The 17,178-nt window shown below is 62.0% G+C and carries 16 protein-coding genes; 10 read left to right on the top strand and 6 right to left on the bottom strand.

The features are described from left to right. Positions 1-9: 9 nt before the first annotated feature. The 3 genes from lptB to lptC are packed head-to-tail and all read right to left on the bottom strand — an operon-like array spanning position 10 to position 2,122. Entirely contained in the window at positions 10-795 is a 786-nt protein-coding gene (gene lptB / locus ACSQ9D_RS00270) for an LPS export ABC transporter ATP-binding protein (protein WP_436283739.1), read from the bottom strand. A 39-nt stretch (positions 796-834) separates the two neighbouring features. Further along, positions 835-1,443, bottom strand: coding sequence for an LptA/OstA family protein (locus ACSQ9D_RS00265; RefSeq protein ID WP_436280698.1), 609 nt, complete (start codon positions 1,441-1,443; stop codon positions 835-837). Positions 1,444-1,456: 13 nt separating this feature from the next. Continuing rightward, positions 1,457-2,122 carry an LPS export ABC transporter periplasmic protein LptC gene (lptC, locus tag ACSQ9D_RS00260; protein WP_436280697.1) on the bottom strand — a complete coding sequence of 222 codons (666 nt, stop codon included), beginning with the start codon at positions 2,120-2,122 and terminating at the stop codon, positions 1,457-1,459. A gap of 213 nt (positions 2,123-2,335) precedes the next feature. Between lptC and sppA the strand changes: the two genes are divergently transcribed. The 4 genes from sppA (at position 2,336) to ACSQ9D_RS00240 (ending at position 5,162) form a co-directional block, all read left to right on the top strand. Next, positions 2,336-3,286, top strand: coding sequence for a signal peptide peptidase SppA (gene sppA / locus ACSQ9D_RS00255; protein WP_436280696.1), 951 nt, complete (start codon positions 2,336-2,338; stop codon positions 3,284-3,286). 29 nt (positions 3,287-3,315) lie between these two features. Then, complete coding sequence (locus ACSQ9D_RS00250) at positions 3,316-3,615, top strand: integration host factor subunit beta (RefSeq protein WP_003544934.1); 300 nt, start codon at positions 3,316-3,318, stop codon at positions 3,613-3,615. Between the two features lie 123 nt (positions 3,616-3,738). Then, on the top strand, positions 3,739-4,071 hold the full coding sequence (locus ACSQ9D_RS00245) for a DUF1049 domain-containing protein (RefSeq protein WP_436280695.1): 333 nt from the start codon (positions 3,739-3,741) through the stop codon (positions 4,069-4,071). A 185-nt stretch (positions 4,072-4,256) separates the two neighbouring features. Then, positions 4,257-5,162, top strand: a complete 906-nt coding sequence (locus tag ACSQ9D_RS00240; RefSeq protein ID WP_024314536.1) for a S1C family serine protease — start codon at positions 4,257-4,259, stop codon at positions 5,160-5,162. A gap of 23 nt (positions 5,163-5,185) precedes the next feature. On the opposite strand, the gene ACSQ9D_RS00235 is transcribed toward ACSQ9D_RS00240, so the two are convergent. After that, positions 5,186-5,659: an N-acetyltransferase family protein gene (locus tag ACSQ9D_RS00235; RefSeq protein ID WP_436280694.1), complete on the bottom strand. Its 474-nt coding sequence runs from the start codon at positions 5,657-5,659 to the stop codon at positions 5,186-5,188. 9 nt (positions 5,660-5,668) lie between these two features. After that, complete coding sequence (locus tag ACSQ9D_RS00230; RefSeq protein WP_436280693.1) at positions 5,669-6,121, bottom strand: SRPBCC family protein; 453 nt, start codon at positions 6,119-6,121, stop codon at positions 5,669-5,671. Positions 6,122-6,239: 118 nt separating this feature from the next. Between ACSQ9D_RS00230 and ACSQ9D_RS00225 the strand changes: the two genes are divergently transcribed. From ACSQ9D_RS00225 to ACSQ9D_RS00205, 5 genes are all read left to right on the top strand, one after another. Continuing rightward, positions 6,240-7,328, top strand: a complete 1,089-nt coding sequence (locus ACSQ9D_RS00225) for a class I SAM-dependent methyltransferase (protein ID WP_436280692.1) — start codon at positions 6,240-6,242, stop codon at positions 7,326-7,328. Continuing rightward, a complete protein-coding gene (locus ACSQ9D_RS00220) occupies positions 7,325-8,185 on the top strand; it encodes a TrmH family RNA methyltransferase (protein ID WP_037114690.1) in 861 nt (286 codons plus the stop codon). Before ACSQ9D_RS00225 ends, ACSQ9D_RS00220 begins: the two co-directional genes overlap by 4 nt. Next, positions 8,182-8,685, top strand: a complete 504-nt coding sequence (gene lspA / locus ACSQ9D_RS00215) for a signal peptidase II (RefSeq protein ID WP_436280691.1) — start codon at positions 8,182-8,184, stop codon at positions 8,683-8,685. The genes ACSQ9D_RS00220 and lspA overlap by 4 nt, the downstream gene beginning before the upstream one ends. 55 nt (positions 8,686-8,740) lie before the next feature. Further along, positions 8,741-11,011, top strand: coding sequence for an ATP-binding protein (locus tag ACSQ9D_RS00210; RefSeq protein WP_436280690.1), 2,271 nt, complete (start codon positions 8,741-8,743; stop codon positions 11,009-11,011). A gap of 109 nt (positions 11,012-11,120) precedes the next feature. Continuing rightward, positions 11,121-11,993 (top strand): GNAT family N-acetyltransferase, encoded by an 873-nt coding sequence (locus ACSQ9D_RS00205; RefSeq protein ID WP_436280689.1) that lies wholly within the window; start codon positions 11,121-11,123, stop codon positions 11,991-11,993. Between the two features lie 53 nt (positions 11,994-12,046). Here the strand turns inward: ACSQ9D_RS00205 and ACSQ9D_RS00200 are convergent, their stop codons facing one another. After that, positions 12,047-14,332, bottom strand: a complete 2,286-nt coding sequence (locus tag ACSQ9D_RS00200; RefSeq protein WP_436280688.1) for an NADP-dependent malic enzyme — start codon at positions 14,330-14,332, stop codon at positions 12,047-12,049. Between the two features lie 112 nt (positions 14,333-14,444). On the opposite strand from ACSQ9D_RS00200, the gene mutS reads away from it, so the two are divergent. Beyond that, positions 14,445-17,177, top strand: coding sequence for a DNA mismatch repair protein MutS (gene mutS / locus ACSQ9D_RS00195; RefSeq protein ID WP_436280687.1), 2,733 nt, complete (start codon positions 14,445-14,447; stop codon positions 17,175-17,177). The last annotated feature ends 1 nt before the right edge of the window (position 17,178 follow it).

The following is a 17,178-nucleotide window of genomic DNA, read 5'->3' as shown; positions in this document are numbered from 1 at the left end:
CGGAGCGCGTCAAAGGCTGAAATTGTCGCCCAGGTAGAGGCGGCGCACTTCTGGATTGTTGACGATGTCGTTGGCGCGACCATGCGTCAGGACTTCGCCAGCATGGATGATATAAGCGCGGTCGATCAGCCCCAGCGTCTCGCGCACATTGTGGTCGGTGATCAGCACGCCGATGCCGCGCGCTGTCAGATGATGAACGAGATGCTGGATGTCCGCGACGGAGATCGGATCGACGCCCGCGAACGGCTCGTCGAGGAGCATGAACGTAGGATCGGTCGCCAGCGCGCGGGCGATTTCAAGGCGGCGACGCTCACCACCGGAAAGCGAAACGGCCGCGCTCTTGCGCAGCTTGCGAATGTGAAACTCGTCGAGCAGTTCGTCGAGCTTCTTTTCGCGCGCTGGCTTGTTGTCGATATGCACTTCCAGAACCGCGCGAATGTTTTCTTCGACAGTCAGACCGCGGAAGATCGAGGCTTCCTGAGGCAGGTAGCCAACGCCCAGTCGCGAACGGCGATACATCGGCATCGTCGTAACGTCATTGCCGTCGATCTCGATCGTACCCTCATCAACGGGCACAAGCCCGGTGATCATATAGAAGCAGGTCGTCTTGCCGGCGCCGTTCGGACCCAGCAGGCCAACGGCCTCGCCGCGTCGAACGACCAGCGACACGCCGTTCACGACACGCCGGGTGCTATAGGTCTTCGTCAGACCGCGCGCAATCAGCGTGCCCTGGTAACGGCTTTTATCACCGGCGGGGGTCTCAGCAGCCGCTTGGGGGCCGGACCTGCCGAACATGGTCGATAGCGAGAATAACTTCACGTGGTAAGGCCGGGGTCAGTTCTGTTTCTGTGACTTCGGATCAAGCTGAATCTGGACGCGCCCCCCGCAGCTATCCAGCTGGGCCTGTCCCGTCTCCATGTGCACCGTCAGTTGGCAACCAGTAAAGACGTTCGGTCCATCGGTAAGGACAACCTTTTCGCCCTTGAGGATGAAAAGCTGCTTGGCCATGTCGAAAGAGCCGTCATCGGCGGTGGCCGTCTGCGTGCCCGAGTTCAGGAACACCTTGTCCGTCACGATGATGTGATCGATATCAGTGTTGCCCGATGAAATCGACGCTGAAGCGTCCTTGGCGCCGGCTGCCGGGGCCGCGTTCGCGTCGCCGCCCTTCGGCTTGTAATAGACCGTCATATGTCCGGCCTGCAGCGTCGTCTTGCCCTGCACCACTTTCACATTGCCCGTAAAATCGGCCGTGTGTTCCTGATCGTGGATCTCCAGCTTGTCGCTCTCGATCTGGATAGGCTCGTCCCTGTTCAGCTTCAGGCCGTCCATCTGGCTGGTCGTTGCCTGCGCCAAAGCGCCTCCGGCCAACAGCAGCAGCGCCACCGCGCCATTGAGGAATACTGCTCCCGCCTTGCGGGTAGAAATGCGACAATCGTTTGTCATGGTGACCCGGCTGTTAAGTGCCCTGTTTGTGAATGGTGGAGGGATCGACATTCATGCGTACATTCCCCTCGAATGTGATCGTCCGACCCTTATCCGTCATCTTGATCGACTGCGCAACAATAGAAGCGGTATCTTTCTGAATACTTACGGGATCCTCGCTCGTGAGCTTCCCGCCCTTGATGTCAACCTTGGCGCTCTGGAAGTTGGCCGTCAGCCCGTTGCTCAAAAGGATGACAAAGGGGGATTTGACATCGAGATTGTCGGTCGCACGGTCGTAGTCTGCAGCCGTCGCTTCGACCCGGGCGATCAGATCATCCTTCATCGGCACTGCAGCCTTGATCTTCTCAAGCGTCATCAGGTTGGGATTCTTGATATCCTGAAGCGCCCGCTCGGCCAGCATCGAATAGTTGATCCCATCCGAATTGCGGCCCGAGATCGCGGGTTTCTCCATCACCACCTTGCCGTTCTCGATCTTGGCACCCTCGATCTTGATGTTCTCCGGCAGGTAGGTGCGAATTACGGAAACACCAATGAAGACCAGCGACACCGCAACGGCTGCGATCGGAAGTATGATCTTCAGGCGGCGTACCCGCGCGGAATGGAAGCGTGCAGCGCCATAGGCGCCTCGCGCCGGCCCCACGTAGTCAGCCCTTCCGCTGGTGTTCAATGTATTGAGCATAAACCTGGTCCGTGTCGGTGATCGGGCAGCGTATATAGGCATTGCGGCGCCCGATCACAGTTCGTTTCGCATTATTACACTGACTTGCCAATATGGATTTTTTTCTGCAACAAGCAACAAAGGCGCCGGCGCGTGGTAAATCGACGTGTCCGAACGGCGCAGAAGCCCTAGATTTACGGGATCGCGCGTGCTCGCCACCCCCTGGAGGAATGAATGGACAGTTCGATGATCGCCGATCGCCGCAGGCTTCGCCGCAAGGTCGGTTTCTGGCGCGTCGTCGCGGTATTGCTCCTCGTGGCATTGGGTTTCGCTGCTTACCGGGTATTCCTTGGCGACATCGCAACCAGCCGGCCGCACGTTGCCCATGTGACCATTTCCGGGCTGATCACCGATGATGACGAGCTGCTGGAGCGGCTGAAAAAGATTGAAAAGAACGACGCGGTGAAGGCCGTCGTCGTCTCCATTTCCTCACCCGGCGGCACGACCTATGGCGGCGAGAGGGTCTTCAAGGCGATCCGCGCCATTGCCGCCAAGAAGCCTGTTGTATCCGACGTGCGCACGCTGGCTGCTTCCGCCGGCTACATGATCGCCACCGCCGGCGACATGATTATTGCCGGAGACAGCTCGATCACCGGCTCGATCGGGGTGATCTTCCAGTATCCGCAGGTCAAGCCGCTGCTCGACAAGATCGGCGTTTCACTCGAGGAGATCAAATCCTCACCGTTGAAGGCCGAGCCCTCGCCATTCCATCCGGCGAGCGAAGAGGCCAAGGCCATGATCAACAATATGATTGTTGACAGCTATGGCTGGTTCGTCGATCTGGTCGCCGAGCGCCGCAAGCTGCCGCGCGAGGAAGTGCAGAAGCTCGCCGATGGCACCATTTTCACGGGCCGCCAGGCACTCAAGGTCAAGCTGATCGACCAGATCGGCGGGGATGACGATATCAGGGCCTACCTTGAGACACGCAAGGTCAGCAAGAGCCTGCCTGAGGTCGATTGGGACAAGAAGAGCAGCACGTCCTTCCTGCTCGCAGACAGCGCGTCTCAGATCCTGACGCTGCTTGGCTACGACGATCTTGCCAAGGCTCGCGATCTCGGTGGAATCCTGCCGCAAAAGTTGCTCCTTGACGGGCTCCTTTCAGTTTGGCAGGTTGGCCATGACTGATAAGAAATCAATAATTTAAGGGGGCGAAAGTGATCAAGTCCGAACTGGTGCAGATAGTTGCAGCCCGCAACCCGCATCTTTACCATCGCGACGTCGAGAATATCGTCAACGCGGTGCTCGACGAGATCACCGACGCGCTTGCGGCGGGCAACCGCGTCGAGCTGCGCGGATTCGGTGCGTTCTCGGTAAAGAACCGCCCGTCCCGCTCAGGCCGCAACCCACGTACCGGCGACACCGTTTTCGTCGAGGAGAAGTGGGTTCCCTTCTTCAAGACCGGCAAGGAACTGCGTGAGCGCCTCAACCCGGGACAGGCCGACGAAGAGGATTGATCCTCGCCTGCATGGCAGCCTGCGGCAAGCCCGCACTTGAACTTGGCTCTCGGCCCACTATCCTGCTGACCAGATCAAAGCGCCGCGTCGACGACGGCGCGCGTTGAAATACGGAGGCCGAGCATGGCGAAGAAGATCACCAACCTTTTGATTTTTCTGCCACTTGGAATCATCTTGATCATCTTCTGCGTCGCCAACAGGCAGATCGTGACGCTCGCCTTCAATCCGTTCCGGCCAGATGACCAGGTCCTTTCCCTGTCAGCGCCGTTCTTCGTGTTCATTTTCATAACGCTGATGATCGGCATGTTGGTCGGATCTGCTGCGACCTGGCTCGCCCAGGGCAAATACCGCAAGCGCGCCCGAACCGAAGCCAAGGAAGCCGTTCGCTGGCAGACCGAGGCGGACCGCCACAAGACCCGGGCCGAGGAAATTGCGGGGCAGCTGCCGTTAAGGTGACGGGCTCGCCAGGGCCCAAAGGTTAGAGCGCATCGAGAAACCGGAGCGTGGCGCGCAGGCTGAAATAAGGCCGAGCAAGCACTTGCAGCCATAGACCCAGCTTCATAGCTATATAAAATAGAACCCACTGCACATCTGCTAGGCACAGTCGCGACACAGGCGCCGCGCCTTGCGAGGATGAGACCATGAATATCGACGAAATCCTGCGGTCAGTCGTGGCCGTTCGCTCCTCAATTCCCGAAGACGCCTTTACAGCCGGCACGCTCGGCACCCGCCGGGAAGGCAGCGGCGTCGTCATCAAGCCATCCGGACTGGTCCTCACCATCGGCTACCTGATCACCGAGGCCGAGGAAGTGTGGCTGACCACACTTGACGGGCGCGTCATCGCAGCCCATCCGCTCGCCTATGACCAGGAGACCGGGTTCGGCCTGCTTCAGGCGCTGGGGGATATCGGCCTGCCGGCATTGGAATTCGGTGATGGCGCCGGAGCCAGCCTCGGCGACCCTGTCGTGCTGGCGGATGGCATCGGCCAGTTCGTGGAAGCCAGGATCGTGGCAAAGCAGGAGTTCGCCGGCTATTGGGAATATCTGCTCGACGAGGCGATCTTTACCACACCCGCCCATCCGTCCTGGGGCGGCGCCGCACTCATTGATGCCGAAGGCAAGCTGCTCGGGATCGGTTCACTGCGCCTGCAGATGAGCCAGAACGACGAGATTGCCGATATCAACATGATCGTGCCGATCAACCTGCTTCCGCCAATTCTCGATGACCTGATGACGCGCGGCCGCGTCAACAAGCCGCCGCGACCGTGGCTCGGCGCCTTTTCCGCCGAGAGCAACGGCGATGTGGTTGTGATGAGCGTGGCTGACGGAAGCCCGGCGGCTCAGGCCGGCTTGCGGCGAGGCGACATCATTTCCGAGATCCGCGATGGCGAAGTCGATGGACTTGCCGATTTCTACCGCAAGGTCTGGAGCAGCGGCCCGGCGGGGGCGGAAATCCCGATGCGGGTGCTGCGCGACGGCCGTGAGGCGTGGCTGCGCATCAGGTCCGCCGATCGCAACGCTTTTCTGAGGAAGCCGCAACTGCAATAGGCCTGCCAAGCCGAAGAACGATGCTAGACGGACGGATAAAAACTCATCTCTGCATAGTCGCCCTCCGTTGACGTGCCCGATCCCGTGACGATGAACCCCTTGGAGCGATAAAAGGCGTTCGCGCGATCGTTCTTGACCAGGCATTTCAGCCGATACTTCTTATGTGGCCAATCCGGCAGCGCCGCAAGCAGCGCAGCGCCGATCCCCTGCCCTTGCCAGAATGTGCTGACATAAAGCATGTGAATGAAATCGTCCGGCGCCCACAGTGTCATGAAACCCGCGGCCTCGCCGTTCGGTGCCTCTGCGAGCCACAGATGTTCGCCCTGCGTGTGGGCTTTGAAGTCCTCGTGGCGGAAGCTGGCGGGATCAACCCACACGAAGGTCTCGCGGCGGACAGCCAGATATATGTCGGCAAGCCGCTCCAAATCCGACTGACGTGGCGATCTGATGGTCCACTTTACGGATTGTGGCTTCGCCTGGACGGAGAAATCTGCCAATTCGGACCCTTATTCTGCGGCCTTGGCACTGACGGCAGCGTTGAAACTGGAAAAGAACTGCTGCGCCAGCTTCGTGGATGTCGAGTCGATCAATCGCGCGCCGAGCTGCGCGATCTTGCCGCCAACCTGGGCTTTTGCCTCATACTGCAGGACCGTTTCGCCGCCGTCGTCCTTCAGCACCACATCGGCGCCCCCCTTGGCGAAACCGGCAATACCGCCCTTGCCCTCGCCCGAGATCGTATAGCTTTCCGGCTCCTTGATGTTGGATAACAAGACCTCGCCGTTGAACGTTGCAGAAACCGGACCGATCTTGACCTTCACCACCGCTGCCAGCTCGGTCGGAGATTTCATCTCCAGGCTCTGACAGCCCGGAATGCACTGCTTCAATACCTCAGGGTCGTTGAGCGCTGCCCATACGACATCCCGTGGAGCGGTAATCCGTTCTTCGCCGGTCAAGTCCATCCGAAATCCTCCCATTTCTACCGGCCTCAATTTATCACAGCCGGAAAGCGCTTTGCCAAGGTGAAACGGAATGCTATTTGCACGAGCTCTATCGAATTGAAGCACGCGGAAGATCACGTTGAGACAGAAAGAACGCCGGCCGGGCCTGAAATCCGCCGCCGGCCCCTCCGGCGGACGCCGCGCCGACGATCGAGGCACACGCGCGGAAAAGCCTGCGCCGGCCCGTGAGAAGGTGCGCGAACCGGCCTCCGCGCCTGCCGCCATCGACCGGCCGTTGATGGCGCGTACGGGCGAGCGTCCGGCCGAACGCGTGCCCGTCATCCTCGAATCCCTTGGCGCAGGCGACTTCCATCTGATCGACAGCGGCAACGGCGAAAAACTGGAGCAATACGGCCCCTACCGGATCGTGCGTCCGGAGGGCCAGGCGCTGTGGCAGCCATCGTTGCCGAAGCAGGTCTGGGAAAGGGTCGATGCCGTCTTCACCGGCGATACCGACGAGGAGGGCGCGGGGCGCTGGCGCTTTCCCAAGGAAGCGCTCGGCGAGACCTGGCCGCTCAATCTGCTCGGTGTGGATTTCTACGGCCGCTTCACGTCTTTCCGCCACGTCGGCGTCTTTCCCGAGCAGATCGTCCACTGGACCTGGATGAAGCAGCAGGTCGAGGCCGCCGGGCGGCCGCTGAAGGTGCTGAACCTCTTCGGCTACACCGGTGTCGCCTCCCTGGTTGCGGCAGCCGCCGGCGCGGAGGTCACGCATGTCGACGCTTCCAAGAAGGCAATCGGTTGGGCACGCGAAAACCAGGCGCTGAGCCGGCTGGAGAAGGCGCCGATCCGCTGGATCTGCGAGGACGCGATGAAGTTCATCCTGCGCGAGGAACGCCGTGGCAACAGCTACGACATCATCCTCACCGACCCGCCGAAATTCGGCCGCGGACCGAATGGCGAGGTTTGGCATCTCTTCGAGCATCTGCCGCTGATGCTCGATATCTGCCGCGAGATCCTGTCTCCGACGGCGGTTGGGCTGGTGCTCACGGCCTATTCGATCCGGGCGAGCTTCTATTCGATCCATGAACTGATGCGCGAGACGATGCGCGGCGCCGGCGGGGCCGTCGAATCCGGCGAGCTCGTCATTCGCGAGGCCGGACTGGACGGCAAAGTGCCGGGACGCGCACTCTCCACCTCCCTCTTCTCCCGCTGGGTGCCGAAATGAGCCATGAACACCGGGGCCACGGCCCGCATAAGGTCGGGCACGTGAAAGAGGTCACTTCGCTCGCCAATCCGATCGTCAAAGACATCAAGGCGCTGACGAACAAGAAGTCGCGCGAAGAGAGCGGCACCTTCATGGCCGAGGGGCTGAAGCTGGTGATCGATGCGATCGAGCTCGGCTGGACGATCCGCACGCTGGTTTACGCCAAGGCCGCCAAGGGCAAACCGCTGGTCGAGCAGATGGCGGCAAAGACCGTCGCCTCCGGCGGGCTGGTGCTGGAGGTCAGCGAGAAGGTGATCTCCTCGATCACCCGCCGCGACAATCCGCAGATGGTAGTCGGCATCTTCGAAAGCCGCTGGAAGCCGCTCCGCGAGATCCACCCGAAGCAGGGCGAGACCTGGATCGCCCTCGACCGCGTGCGAGACCCCGGCAATCTCGGCACGATCATCCGCACAGCCGATGCTGCCGGTGCCTCCGGCGTCATCCTTGTCGGCGAGACGACCGATCCCTTCTCGCTGGAAACGGTGCGCGCCACCATGGGCTCGGTGTTTGCTGTTCCCGTCGCCCGCGCGACACCGGAAGAATTCATTTCGTGGAAGAAGCATGCCGGCGTCTCCGTCGTCGCTACGCACCTGGCAGGCTCGGTCGACTACCGGACGATCGACTACAAGAAGAGGCCCGTCGTGATCCTGATGGGCAACGAGCAGTCCGGCCTGCCGGAGCATCTTGCCAAGGAAGCCGACGCGCTTGCCCGCATTCCGCAGCAGGGCCGCGCCGACTCGCTCAATCTTGCCGTCGCGAGCGCCGTCATGCTGTTCGAGGCGCGGCGCCATCTCCTCTCACTCGACGAGGCCAAATGACCGAACAGACGCTAGAACGCCCGACACTGTTTGCCCGCCCGTTGCCGATCCTGGTCTTCATCATCATCGCCATCGTGCTCGACCAGATCGTCAAGATCGTCGTCGACCATACGCTGCCGCTGCAGGAGCCGGTGCAACTCATCCCGATGCTGGCCCTCTACCGGACCTACAATCTCGGCGTCGCCTTCTCTATGCTGTCGGGCATGGATGGCTGGTTTATCGTCGGCATGCGCCTGATCATCGTCGCTTTCGTCATCTGGCTCTGGAACCGCACCGGCAAGCAACGCACCTTCGCCCATCTCGGCTATGCGCTGATCATCGCCGGCGCGCTTGGCAACCTGATCGATCGTTTCCTCTACGGTCACGTGATCGACTACATCTTGTTTCATACCGAGACATGGTCGTTCGCCGTCTTCAACCTAGCCGACAGTTTCATCACCATCGGCGCGGGATGCGTGATTCTGGATGAGCTGATACAACCTAAAAACGCAGACCGTTAAAATCTTAGCGGTTTGCTGAAGGCAATTGGAACCGCCGTTATGTTATCCGGCGGCCATGCAAGGTCTCGGTCAATTGCACGAAAGACTTACCGCCGCGTTCGGGCGGCCTACCGCTCATCGCGAAGGTGAGCGGGGTCTGGATGCTGCTGCTTATCAAACCGAGTTCGTTTCTGCGCAAGTCCAGCGCAACCGCGTGGGCCGCAAGCTTCTGTCATGGTGGTTGGGCGGCCTTGGACTTGTTGCCGGCTCTGTCCTTGTCGCCGTGGCGCAGGCGGGGGGCCCGTTGCTGCTTTCGATCGGCCTCGGCGTCGCCGCACTTGCCATTATCGTCCCTCTCGCAATCCTTTCGACCGCCAGGCAGAGAAGCTCGAGGAAGTCCCCCCCCGGCGTCTCCTCCGCATGGAGCCAGGGTGCGGCTCTCTTTGCCGATATCCATGACGCGCTTGGCGACATTACCGTCACACGCCACATGGACCGGCGCATCGTCGGCGCCAATGAGGCGTTTCGTCGGCTGACGGGCCGGGTCAATCCCGAGGGGCTAACCTGTGAGGAAATCGGCATCGCCTTTCGTCCCGGCACGGCGCCGCATCGCTTCGAGGTGGAGATTTCGACACCCGAGGGCCAGCGCATCTACTTCTGGCGTGACGTCGTTACCCGCGACCCGGCCGACGGACGGCTGCTGCTCCAAAGTATCGCTCGCGATGTCACCGAAGAACGGCTGACGGCACAAGCCCGCGAGGAGGCCCGGCAGAAAGCCGAATACAACAGCGCCGCCAAATCGCGCCTGCTTGCCACCGTCAGCCATGAGATCCGCACGCCGCTATCGGGCATCCTCGGCATGACGCATCTGCTGACCGAAACCCGACTGACGCAGGAACAGCAGAACTATCTCACAGGCATCCGCCAATCCGGCTATGCATTGACACAGCTGGTCGAAGACCTCCTTGACTTCTCGACCATCGAGGTTGGCCGTTTCCAGCTGCGTCCGCGGGCGGAATCGCTTCGCAAGCTGCTTGAGAGCGTCGTCGAAATGCTCGCCCACCGCGCCCATGAAAAAGGTATCGAGATCGGGGCGACGGTTTCCTCCGAGTTGCCGGAACTCATGAGCTTCGATCCGGCGCGCCTGCGTCAGGTCCTGTTCAACGTCATCGGCAACGCCGTGAAATTCACGCAGGCGGGCGGCGTTTTCGTGCGGGCATCGCTAAAGGGCAACGACGTCCTGATCAGCGTCACCGACACCGGGCCCGGCATGACCGAGGAGGAACAGAACCGCATCTTCGGCGAGTTCGAGCAGGGCGGAACGCCGATCGAGAAAAGCGCCGGGACGGGTCTTGGCCTCTCGATTTCCGCCCGCATCATGCGCGAGTTCGGCGGCTCGCTTACGGTGGCCAGCGAGAGAGGAACCGGCAGCGAATTCAGCATCCGGTTTCCGATCGACATTCCGGAGGAAAGCCATGGTCGCCACAATGCCGTGCTTGCCGGCAGCGTCGTGCTGCTGCTGGCGCCTGCCGGTGCGGCGCGCATGGCGATATCAGAGACGATCGCAACGCTCGGCGGCGATTGCCACCTGGTGACAGATGGCACGAGCGCGCATGACATGTTGCTCGCCATGGCGTCGCGCGGCCGCCGGCCGACTGACATCATCGTCGACCACCGCATGTCGGCAGAGTTCGCCGACCACCTCGCCGACCGCGCCGAGATCGCGGCACTCGGTCTGCGCAAGATCTTCCTGGTCAACCCCGAAGAGCGAAACGCCCATCCCCTCGACCTGTTCGACGCCTGGCTGATACGGCCGCTGCGAGAACAGTCGCTGATCGACGTGCTGCGTGGGCGGATGCGTGGGATGGAAAAGCGCGATGCGTTGAACGACAACCAGCCCGGGTTCAGCGTCTCCATCCCCGAAGCCGGGCTCCAGGGCGGGCTGCGCATTCTGCTCGCGGAAGATGACCCGATCAACGCTATGCTCATTCGGGCAATGCTCGAAAAGGCCGGCCATACCGTCGAGCACGTCGAACATTTCGAGACGCTTCTCGACCGTGCGCTATCAGAGGGAAGCGTGCGCCCCGATATCGTGATCAGCGATCTTTCCATGCCGGGCGGCGACGGTATCGATATGCTTGGCCGGCTACGCGGCCATGAGCGCCGACTCGATGTTCCGCCCGTCCCGATCATTGTGCTGACCGCCGACAAGCGCGACGAATCCCGTAGACAAGTCTTGCTGAATGGTGCAAACCGCGTCATGGTAAAGCCGGTTGACCCGATAAGGTTGCTGACGGAAGTCCAAGCTGTTGCTGCGCTTTCGGCCCGCCGCGCGGAAGCGCGGTAGCCATCAAACAACCGGCACGCTTCTTGCGTGCGGCGGCTGTATGATGTCACTTTCCTGTCGCATATAAGTGTTTTATGGCGTGTCAAAAGCCGGCAACGGGAGAATCGCCATGTCAGTAGACGCTTTCAATAGTGCCGTCGCCGAGGTCCATCGGCCGTCGAGCCCGCTTGCGCCGAAGGAAGGCGATATCCTCGGCCGCATCGGCAGTCTTGAGACCCGCCTTGCCCGCACGGCCAGCGAGATCGATGCCGCCCAGGCCGTCCGCTTCCGGGTCTTCGTCGAAGAAATGGGTGCACAGCTTTCGCCGGAAGCCATGCGCCGCAAGCGCGATTTCGATTCCTACGACGCGTTCTGCGATCATCTGCTCGTGCTCGATCGCTCGATCGAGGGCGACAGCGAGGACCAGATCGTCGGCACCTATCGCCTGCTGCGACAGGAAGTCGCGATGGCGAACGGCGGCTTTTACTCGGCTTCGGAATTCGCGATCGACGAGCTGCTTGCCCGCCACCCGGATAAGCGGTTCATGGAACTCGGCCGCTCCTGCGTGCTGCCCGACTACCGCACTAAGCGCACCGTCGAGCTCCTGTGGCAGGGAAACTGGGCCTATGCGCTGAAGCATGGCATGAGTGCCATGTTCGGCTGCGCCTCCTTCCCGGGCATCCACCCGGAAAGCCATGCTCTGGCGCTGTCCTTCCTACATCACAACGTTGCCGCCAAGGATGAGTGGGCCGTTGCCGCGCTTCCACACCTTGCCCGTGACATGGATCTGATGCCGGCAGAAGCGGTCAACCCGAAGCGGGCGCTGATGGCGCTGCCGCCGCTGATCAAGGGTTATCTCCGCCTCGGCGCGATGGTCGGTTCGACTGCCGTGGTCGACAAGGCCTTCAATACGACGGACGTTCTGATCGTCCTGCCGATCGCCAGCATTTCCGATCGCTACCTGAACTATTACGGCGCCGACGCCGGGCGGTTCGCGAGCTGATTTTCCAACGACGGAAAGATGGAGCGAGAGGCTGCCTCCCGCTCCGCATTCGTTTACGATCCTGCCGTATAGGCTGCGATCGCGGCCATATTGACGATGTCGGAATCCTTCGCACCCATCGAGGTGATCTGAACCGCCTTGTCGAGGCCGACAAGGATCGGGCCGATGACAGTCGAACCGCCGAGTTCCTGCAGCATCTTCGTGGAGATCGAGGCCGAGTGGAAGGCCGGCATGACGAGCACGTTGGCCGGGCCGGATAGGCGGCAGAACGGATACTGCTCCATCACCTTGCGGTTCAGCGCCACATCGGCCGCCATTTCGCCGTCATACTCGAAATCGACGCGGCGCTTGTCGAGGATCTTCACGGCCTCGCGCACGCGCTCCGAGCGCTCGCCGGAGGGGTGGCCGAAGGTCGAATAGGCAAGCATGGCGACGCGCGGCTGATAACCCATGCGGCGCGCGAAGCCTGCTGCTTCCACGGCGATGTCGGCAAGTTCCGCCGCTGACGGCATGTCGTGGACGGCGGTATCCGCAACGAAGACGGTGCGGCCGCGGCAGAGTGCAACCGAGACACCGATCACCTGATGCCCCGGCTTCATGTTGATGCAGCGGCGCACATCTTCGAGCGCGGTCGAATAGTTGCGGGTGATGCCGGTGACCATCCCGTCGGCATCGCCAAGCGCCACCATGCACGCGGCGAAGTGGTTGCGATCCTGGTGGATCAGGCGCTGGGCGTCGCGATGGAGGTAGCCCTTACGCTGCAGGCGCGCATAGAGATAGTCGATATAGACGTCGACGCGGGTGGAAATGCGCGCATTGACGATTTCCAGCCCCGGCCGGTTGAGATCGATGCCGGCGCGTTCGGCGGTCGCGTGAATCAGGTCCTCACGGCCGAGCAGGATTGCCGTACCGAGCTGCTGGTTGGCATAGGACATTGCCGCACGCATGACCTGTTCTTCTTCGGCTTCGGCAAAGACCACCCGTTTCGGACGGCGGCGAACGCGCTCGTAGAGGCTTGCCAGCGTCGAGGCGATGGGATCGCGACGGGCAGAAAGTTCGCGGGCGTAGGTGGCCATGTCGGCGATCGGCCTGCGGGCCACGCCGCTGTCAATCGCGGCCTGTGCCACGGCAACCGGGATCGCAGAGATCAAGCGCGGATCGAACGGCACCGGAATGATGTACTGGGGGCCGAAACGGGGGCGGTTCCCCTGGTAGGCGGCAACGACATCATCCGGCACGTCTTCGCGGGCCAGGTTCGCGAGCGCCTGGACGGCGGCGATTTTCATGGCGTCGTTGATCGTCGTGGCGCGAACATCCAGAGCGCCACGGAAAATGTAGGGGAAGCCGAGGACGTTGTTGACCTGGTTCGGATAATCGGAGCGACCGGTCGCCATGATGGCGTCGTCGCGGATCCGGGCGACCTCTTCCGGGGTGATCTCCGGATCCGGATTGGCCATGGCGAAAATGATCGGCCGATCCGCCATCGAGCGGATCATCTTTTCGGAGAAGGCGCCCTTCTGAGAGAGGCCGAGGACGACATCCGCGCCTTTCATGGCCTCTTCGAGTGTGCGCGCTTTGGTCTTGACCGCGTGCGCCGACTTCCACTGGTTCATGCCTTCGGTGCGGCCCTGGTAGATCACGCCTTTGGTGTCGCAAAGGACGATGTTCTCAGGCACGAAGCCCATGGCCTTGATGAGCTCGACGCAGGCGATCGCGGCCGCACCCGCGCCATTGCAGACGAGCTTCGTCGTCTTCAGGTCGCGACCGGTCAACTCCAGCGCGTTGATGAGACCGGCGGCAGCAATGATCGCCGTGCCGTGCTGGTCGTCATGGAAAACCGGGATGTCCATCAGCTCGCGCAGGCGCTGCTCGATGATGAAACAGTCTGGCGCCTTGATGTCTTCGAGATTGATGCCGCCAAAGGACGGGCCGAGGAAGCGCACGCAGTTGATGAACTCGTCGACATTTTCCGTATCGACTTCAAGATCGATGGAATCGACGTCGGCGAAGCGCTTGAAGAGCACCGCCTTTCCCTCCATTACCGGCTTGGAGGCCAATGCGCCGAGATTGCCGAGACCGAGGATAGCCGTACCGTTGGAGATCACCGCGACCATGTTGCCACGCGTGGTGTAGTCGTAGGCCGTGGCCGGATCGGCGGCGATCGCCTTCACCGGAACGGCAACGCCCGGCGAATAGGCGAGCGACAGATCGCGCTGGGTCGCCATCGGCTTCGTGGCGTTGATCTCCAGCTTTCCAGGCCGTCCCATGGCATGGAATTCAAGAGCCTCGTTGTCGGTCACTGACGTAACCGGCCGCTGCTTCTTCTCGGTATCGGGCATTTTTCCTCCAACGTCTTGTGGGTGACGCCTTGCTCTTCCTCAATCGCGGTTGTCATCTATAGCGGCGGGCGGCTAGGGTTGGCACCTCTTTTTTGGAAAAAACTGCATCTCCGTGAACGAACGAATAGACACTGGAAGAGAAGCCTTTTCGGCCGCCGAGCTTGCTACGGAAGAAAGCCGTGCATCGGCGACGCCGATGATGGAGCAATTCATCGAGATCAAGGCGAACAACCCTGACTCGCTGCTGTTTTACCGCATGGGCGATTTCTATGAGCTGTTCTTCGAGGATGCGCTGGAAGCATCCCGCGCGCTCGGCATCACGCTCACCAAGCGCGGCCAGCATATGGGGCAGGATATTGCGATGTGCGGCGTGCCGGTGCATGCAGCCGACGACTACCTGCAGAAGCTGATCGCCCTCGGCTTCCGCGTCGCCGTCTGCGAGCAGGTCGAAGACCCCGCCGAAGCCAAGAAACGCGGTTCGAAATCGGTGGTGAAGCGCGACGTCGTTCGCCTTGTCACGCCCGGCACGATCACCGAGGAAAAACTACTTTCGCCGTCGGAATCGAACTATCTGATGGCACTCACCCGGATTCGCGGCAGCGCCGAGCCGTTGCTGGCGCTTGCCTGGATCGATATCTCGACGGGCATTTTCCGGCTCGCCGAGACCGAAGGTTCACGGCTGCTTGCCGACATCCTGCGCATCGATCCACGCGAACTCATCGTGCCGGACACGATCTTTCACGATCCCGAGCTGAAGCCGGTCTTCGACGTGCTCGGCCGCACCGCCGTTCCGCAGCCGGCCGTGCTGTTCGACAGCGCCACAGCGGAAGGGCGGATTGCACGTTATTTTGGTGTTTCGACGCTCGACGGCTTCGGCACCTTCTCGCGCGCCGAGCTTGCCGCTGCCGCTGCAGCCGTCGCCTATGTCGAGAAGACGCAGATCGCCGAACGGCCGCCGCTTGGGCGGCCGGAGCGCGAGAGCGCCGCTTCCACGCTCTTCATCGATCCGGCGACCCGCGCCAATCTGGAACTTGCCCGCACACTGTCAGGCGATCGCAATGGTTCTCTGTTGAAAGCAATCGACCGCACCGTGACCGGCGGCGGCGCGCGGTTGCTTGCCGAGCGGCTGATGTCGCCGCTGACCGACCCCGCGCGCATCAGCGAGCGACTGGATTCGATCGGCTTCCTGATAGAAGAGCCGCCGCTCTGTGGCGACCTGCGCCACCACCTCAAGCATGTGCCCGACATGCCGCGCGCGCTCTCGCGCCTCGCGCTCGACCGTGGCGGGCCGCGCGACCTCGCCGCCATCCGCCAGGGGCTGAGTGCGGCGGGCGATCTCGCCCGATTGCTGGCCGAAGCGCTGCTGCCGGAAGAGCTGAGACTTGCGCTTTCTAGCCTCCAGGCCCTCCCCTCCGGTCTCGCAGCGCTGCTTTTGGAAACGCTCGGCGACGAGCTGCCGCTGTTGAAGCGCGACGGCGGCTTCCTGCGCGACGGCGCCAATGCCGAGCTCGACGAGGTCAGGGCGCTGCGTGACCAGTCCCGCCGTGTCATCGCCGGCCTGCAACTGCAATATGCCGAGGAAACCGGCATCAAGTCGCTGAAGATCAAGCACAACAACATCCTTGGCTACTTCATCGAGGTCACCGCCGGCAATGCCGGACCGATGATCGACACAGCCGAAGCCAAGGGCCGATTCATCCACCGCCAGACGATGGCGAATGCGATGCGGTTCACCACGACCGAGCTTGCCGACCTCGAAAGTCGGATTGCAAACGCTGCCGACAAGGCGCTCGCAATCGAGCTCGCCGCCTTCGACCACATGACATCAGCCGTCGTCGCCGAAGCGGAAGCGATCAAGGCGGGGGCCCGGGCGCTGGCGATCATCGACGTCGCCGGCGGCCTTGCCCTCCTTGCCGACGAGCAGGCCTATTGCCGGCCGCTGGTTGATGCCTCGAAGATGTTTGCGATCGAGGGCGGACGCCACCCGGTCGTCGAGCAGGCCCTGCGACGCCAATCGTCGGGCCCGTTTGTTGCCAATAATTGCGATCTGTCGCCTGTCGCCGACGCCAAGGATGGCGCGATCTGGTTGCTGACCGGCCCGAACATGGGCGGTAAATCGACCTTCCTGCGCCAGAACGCGTTGATTTCGATCCTAGCGCAGATGGGCTCCTTCGTGCCGGCGACCTCCGCCCATATCGGCATCGTCGACCGTCTATTCTCGCGCGTCGGCGCCTCCGACGACCTTGCCCGCGGCCGCTCGACCTTCATGGTCGAGATGGTCGAAACGGCGGCGATCCTCAATCAGGCGACCGACCGCTCGCTTGTCATCCTCGACGAGATCGGCCGCGGCACGGCAACGTTCGATGGTCTTTCCATCGCCTGGGCAGCCGTCGAGCATCTGCATGAGGCCAATCGCTGCCGCGGCCTCTTCGCCACCCACTTCCATGAGCTGACCGTGCTGTCCGATAAGCTTGCCCGGCTATCGAACGCGACGATGCGGGTGAAGGAATGGGATGGCGACGTGATCTTCCTGCACGAGGTCGGTCCGGGTGCTGCCGATCGCTCCTACGGTATCCAGGTCGCCCGGCTTGCCGGCCTGCCGGCTTCCGTCGTGGCGCGCGCCCGCGACGTGCTGACACGCCTCGAGGACGCCGACCGCAAGAACCCGGCAAGCCAGTTGATCGACGACCTGCCGCTGTTTCAGGTGGCGGTGCGTCGCGAGGACGCTGGTCGCGGCCCGTCGAAGGTGGAAGAAGCGTTGAAGGGGATGAACCTCGATGACATGACCCCGCGCGAGGCGATGGAGGTACTCTACGACCTCAAGAAGAAGCTGAAGCGGAGCTAGC

The organism is Rhizobium sp. LjRoot258 (assembly GCF_964254185.1).
Taxonomy (GTDB): domain Bacteria; phylum Pseudomonadota; class Alphaproteobacteria; order Rhizobiales; family Rhizobiaceae; genus Rhizobium.
The sequence above is the reverse complement of the archived record's forward strand: the minus strand, read 5'-3'. Positions and strand labels throughout refer to the sequence as shown.

Coding starts and splice junctions, on each gene's coding strand:
- ACSQ9D_RS00205 (WP_436280689.1), top strand. CDS start 11,121: ATGTCAGTAGACGCTTTCAATAGTGCCGTCGCCGAGGTCCATCGGCCG.
- ACSQ9D_RS00230 (WP_436280693.1), bottom strand. CDS start 6,121: ATGGACTTGACCGGCGAAGAACGGATTACCGCTCCACGGGATGTCGTA.
- lptC (WP_436280697.1), bottom strand. CDS start 2,122: ATGCTCAATACATTGAACACCAGCGGAAGGGCTGACTACGTGGGGCCG.
- ACSQ9D_RS00200 (WP_436280688.1), bottom strand. CDS start 14,332: ATGCCCGATACCGAGAAGAAGCAGCGGCCGGTTACGTCAGTGACCGAC.
- ACSQ9D_RS00245 (WP_436280695.1), top strand. CDS start 3,739: ATGGCGAAGAAGATCACCAACCTTTTGATTTTTCTGCCACTTGGAATC.
- ACSQ9D_RS00210 (WP_436280690.1), top strand. CDS start 8,741: ATGCAAGGTCTCGGTCAATTGCACGAAAGACTTACCGCCGCGTTCGGG.
- ACSQ9D_RS00240 (WP_024314536.1), top strand. CDS start 4,257: ATGAATATCGACGAAATCCTGCGGTCAGTCGTGGCCGTTCGCTCCTCA.
- lptB (WP_436283739.1), bottom strand. CDS start 795: ATGTTCGGCAGGTCCGGCCCCCAAGCGGCTGCTGAGACCCCCGCCGGT.
- ACSQ9D_RS00265 (WP_436280698.1), bottom strand. CDS start 1,443: ATGACAAACGATTGTCGCATTTCTACCCGCAAGGCGGGAGCAGTATTC.
- sppA (WP_436280696.1), top strand. CDS start 2,336: ATGGACAGTTCGATGATCGCCGATCGCCGCAGGCTTCGCCGCAAGGTC.
- ACSQ9D_RS00220 (WP_037114690.1), top strand. CDS start 7,325: ATGAGCCATGAACACCGGGGCCACGGCCCGCATAAGGTCGGGCACGTG.
- lspA (WP_436280691.1), top strand. CDS start 8,182: ATGACCGAACAGACGCTAGAACGCCCGACACTGTTTGCCCGCCCGTTG.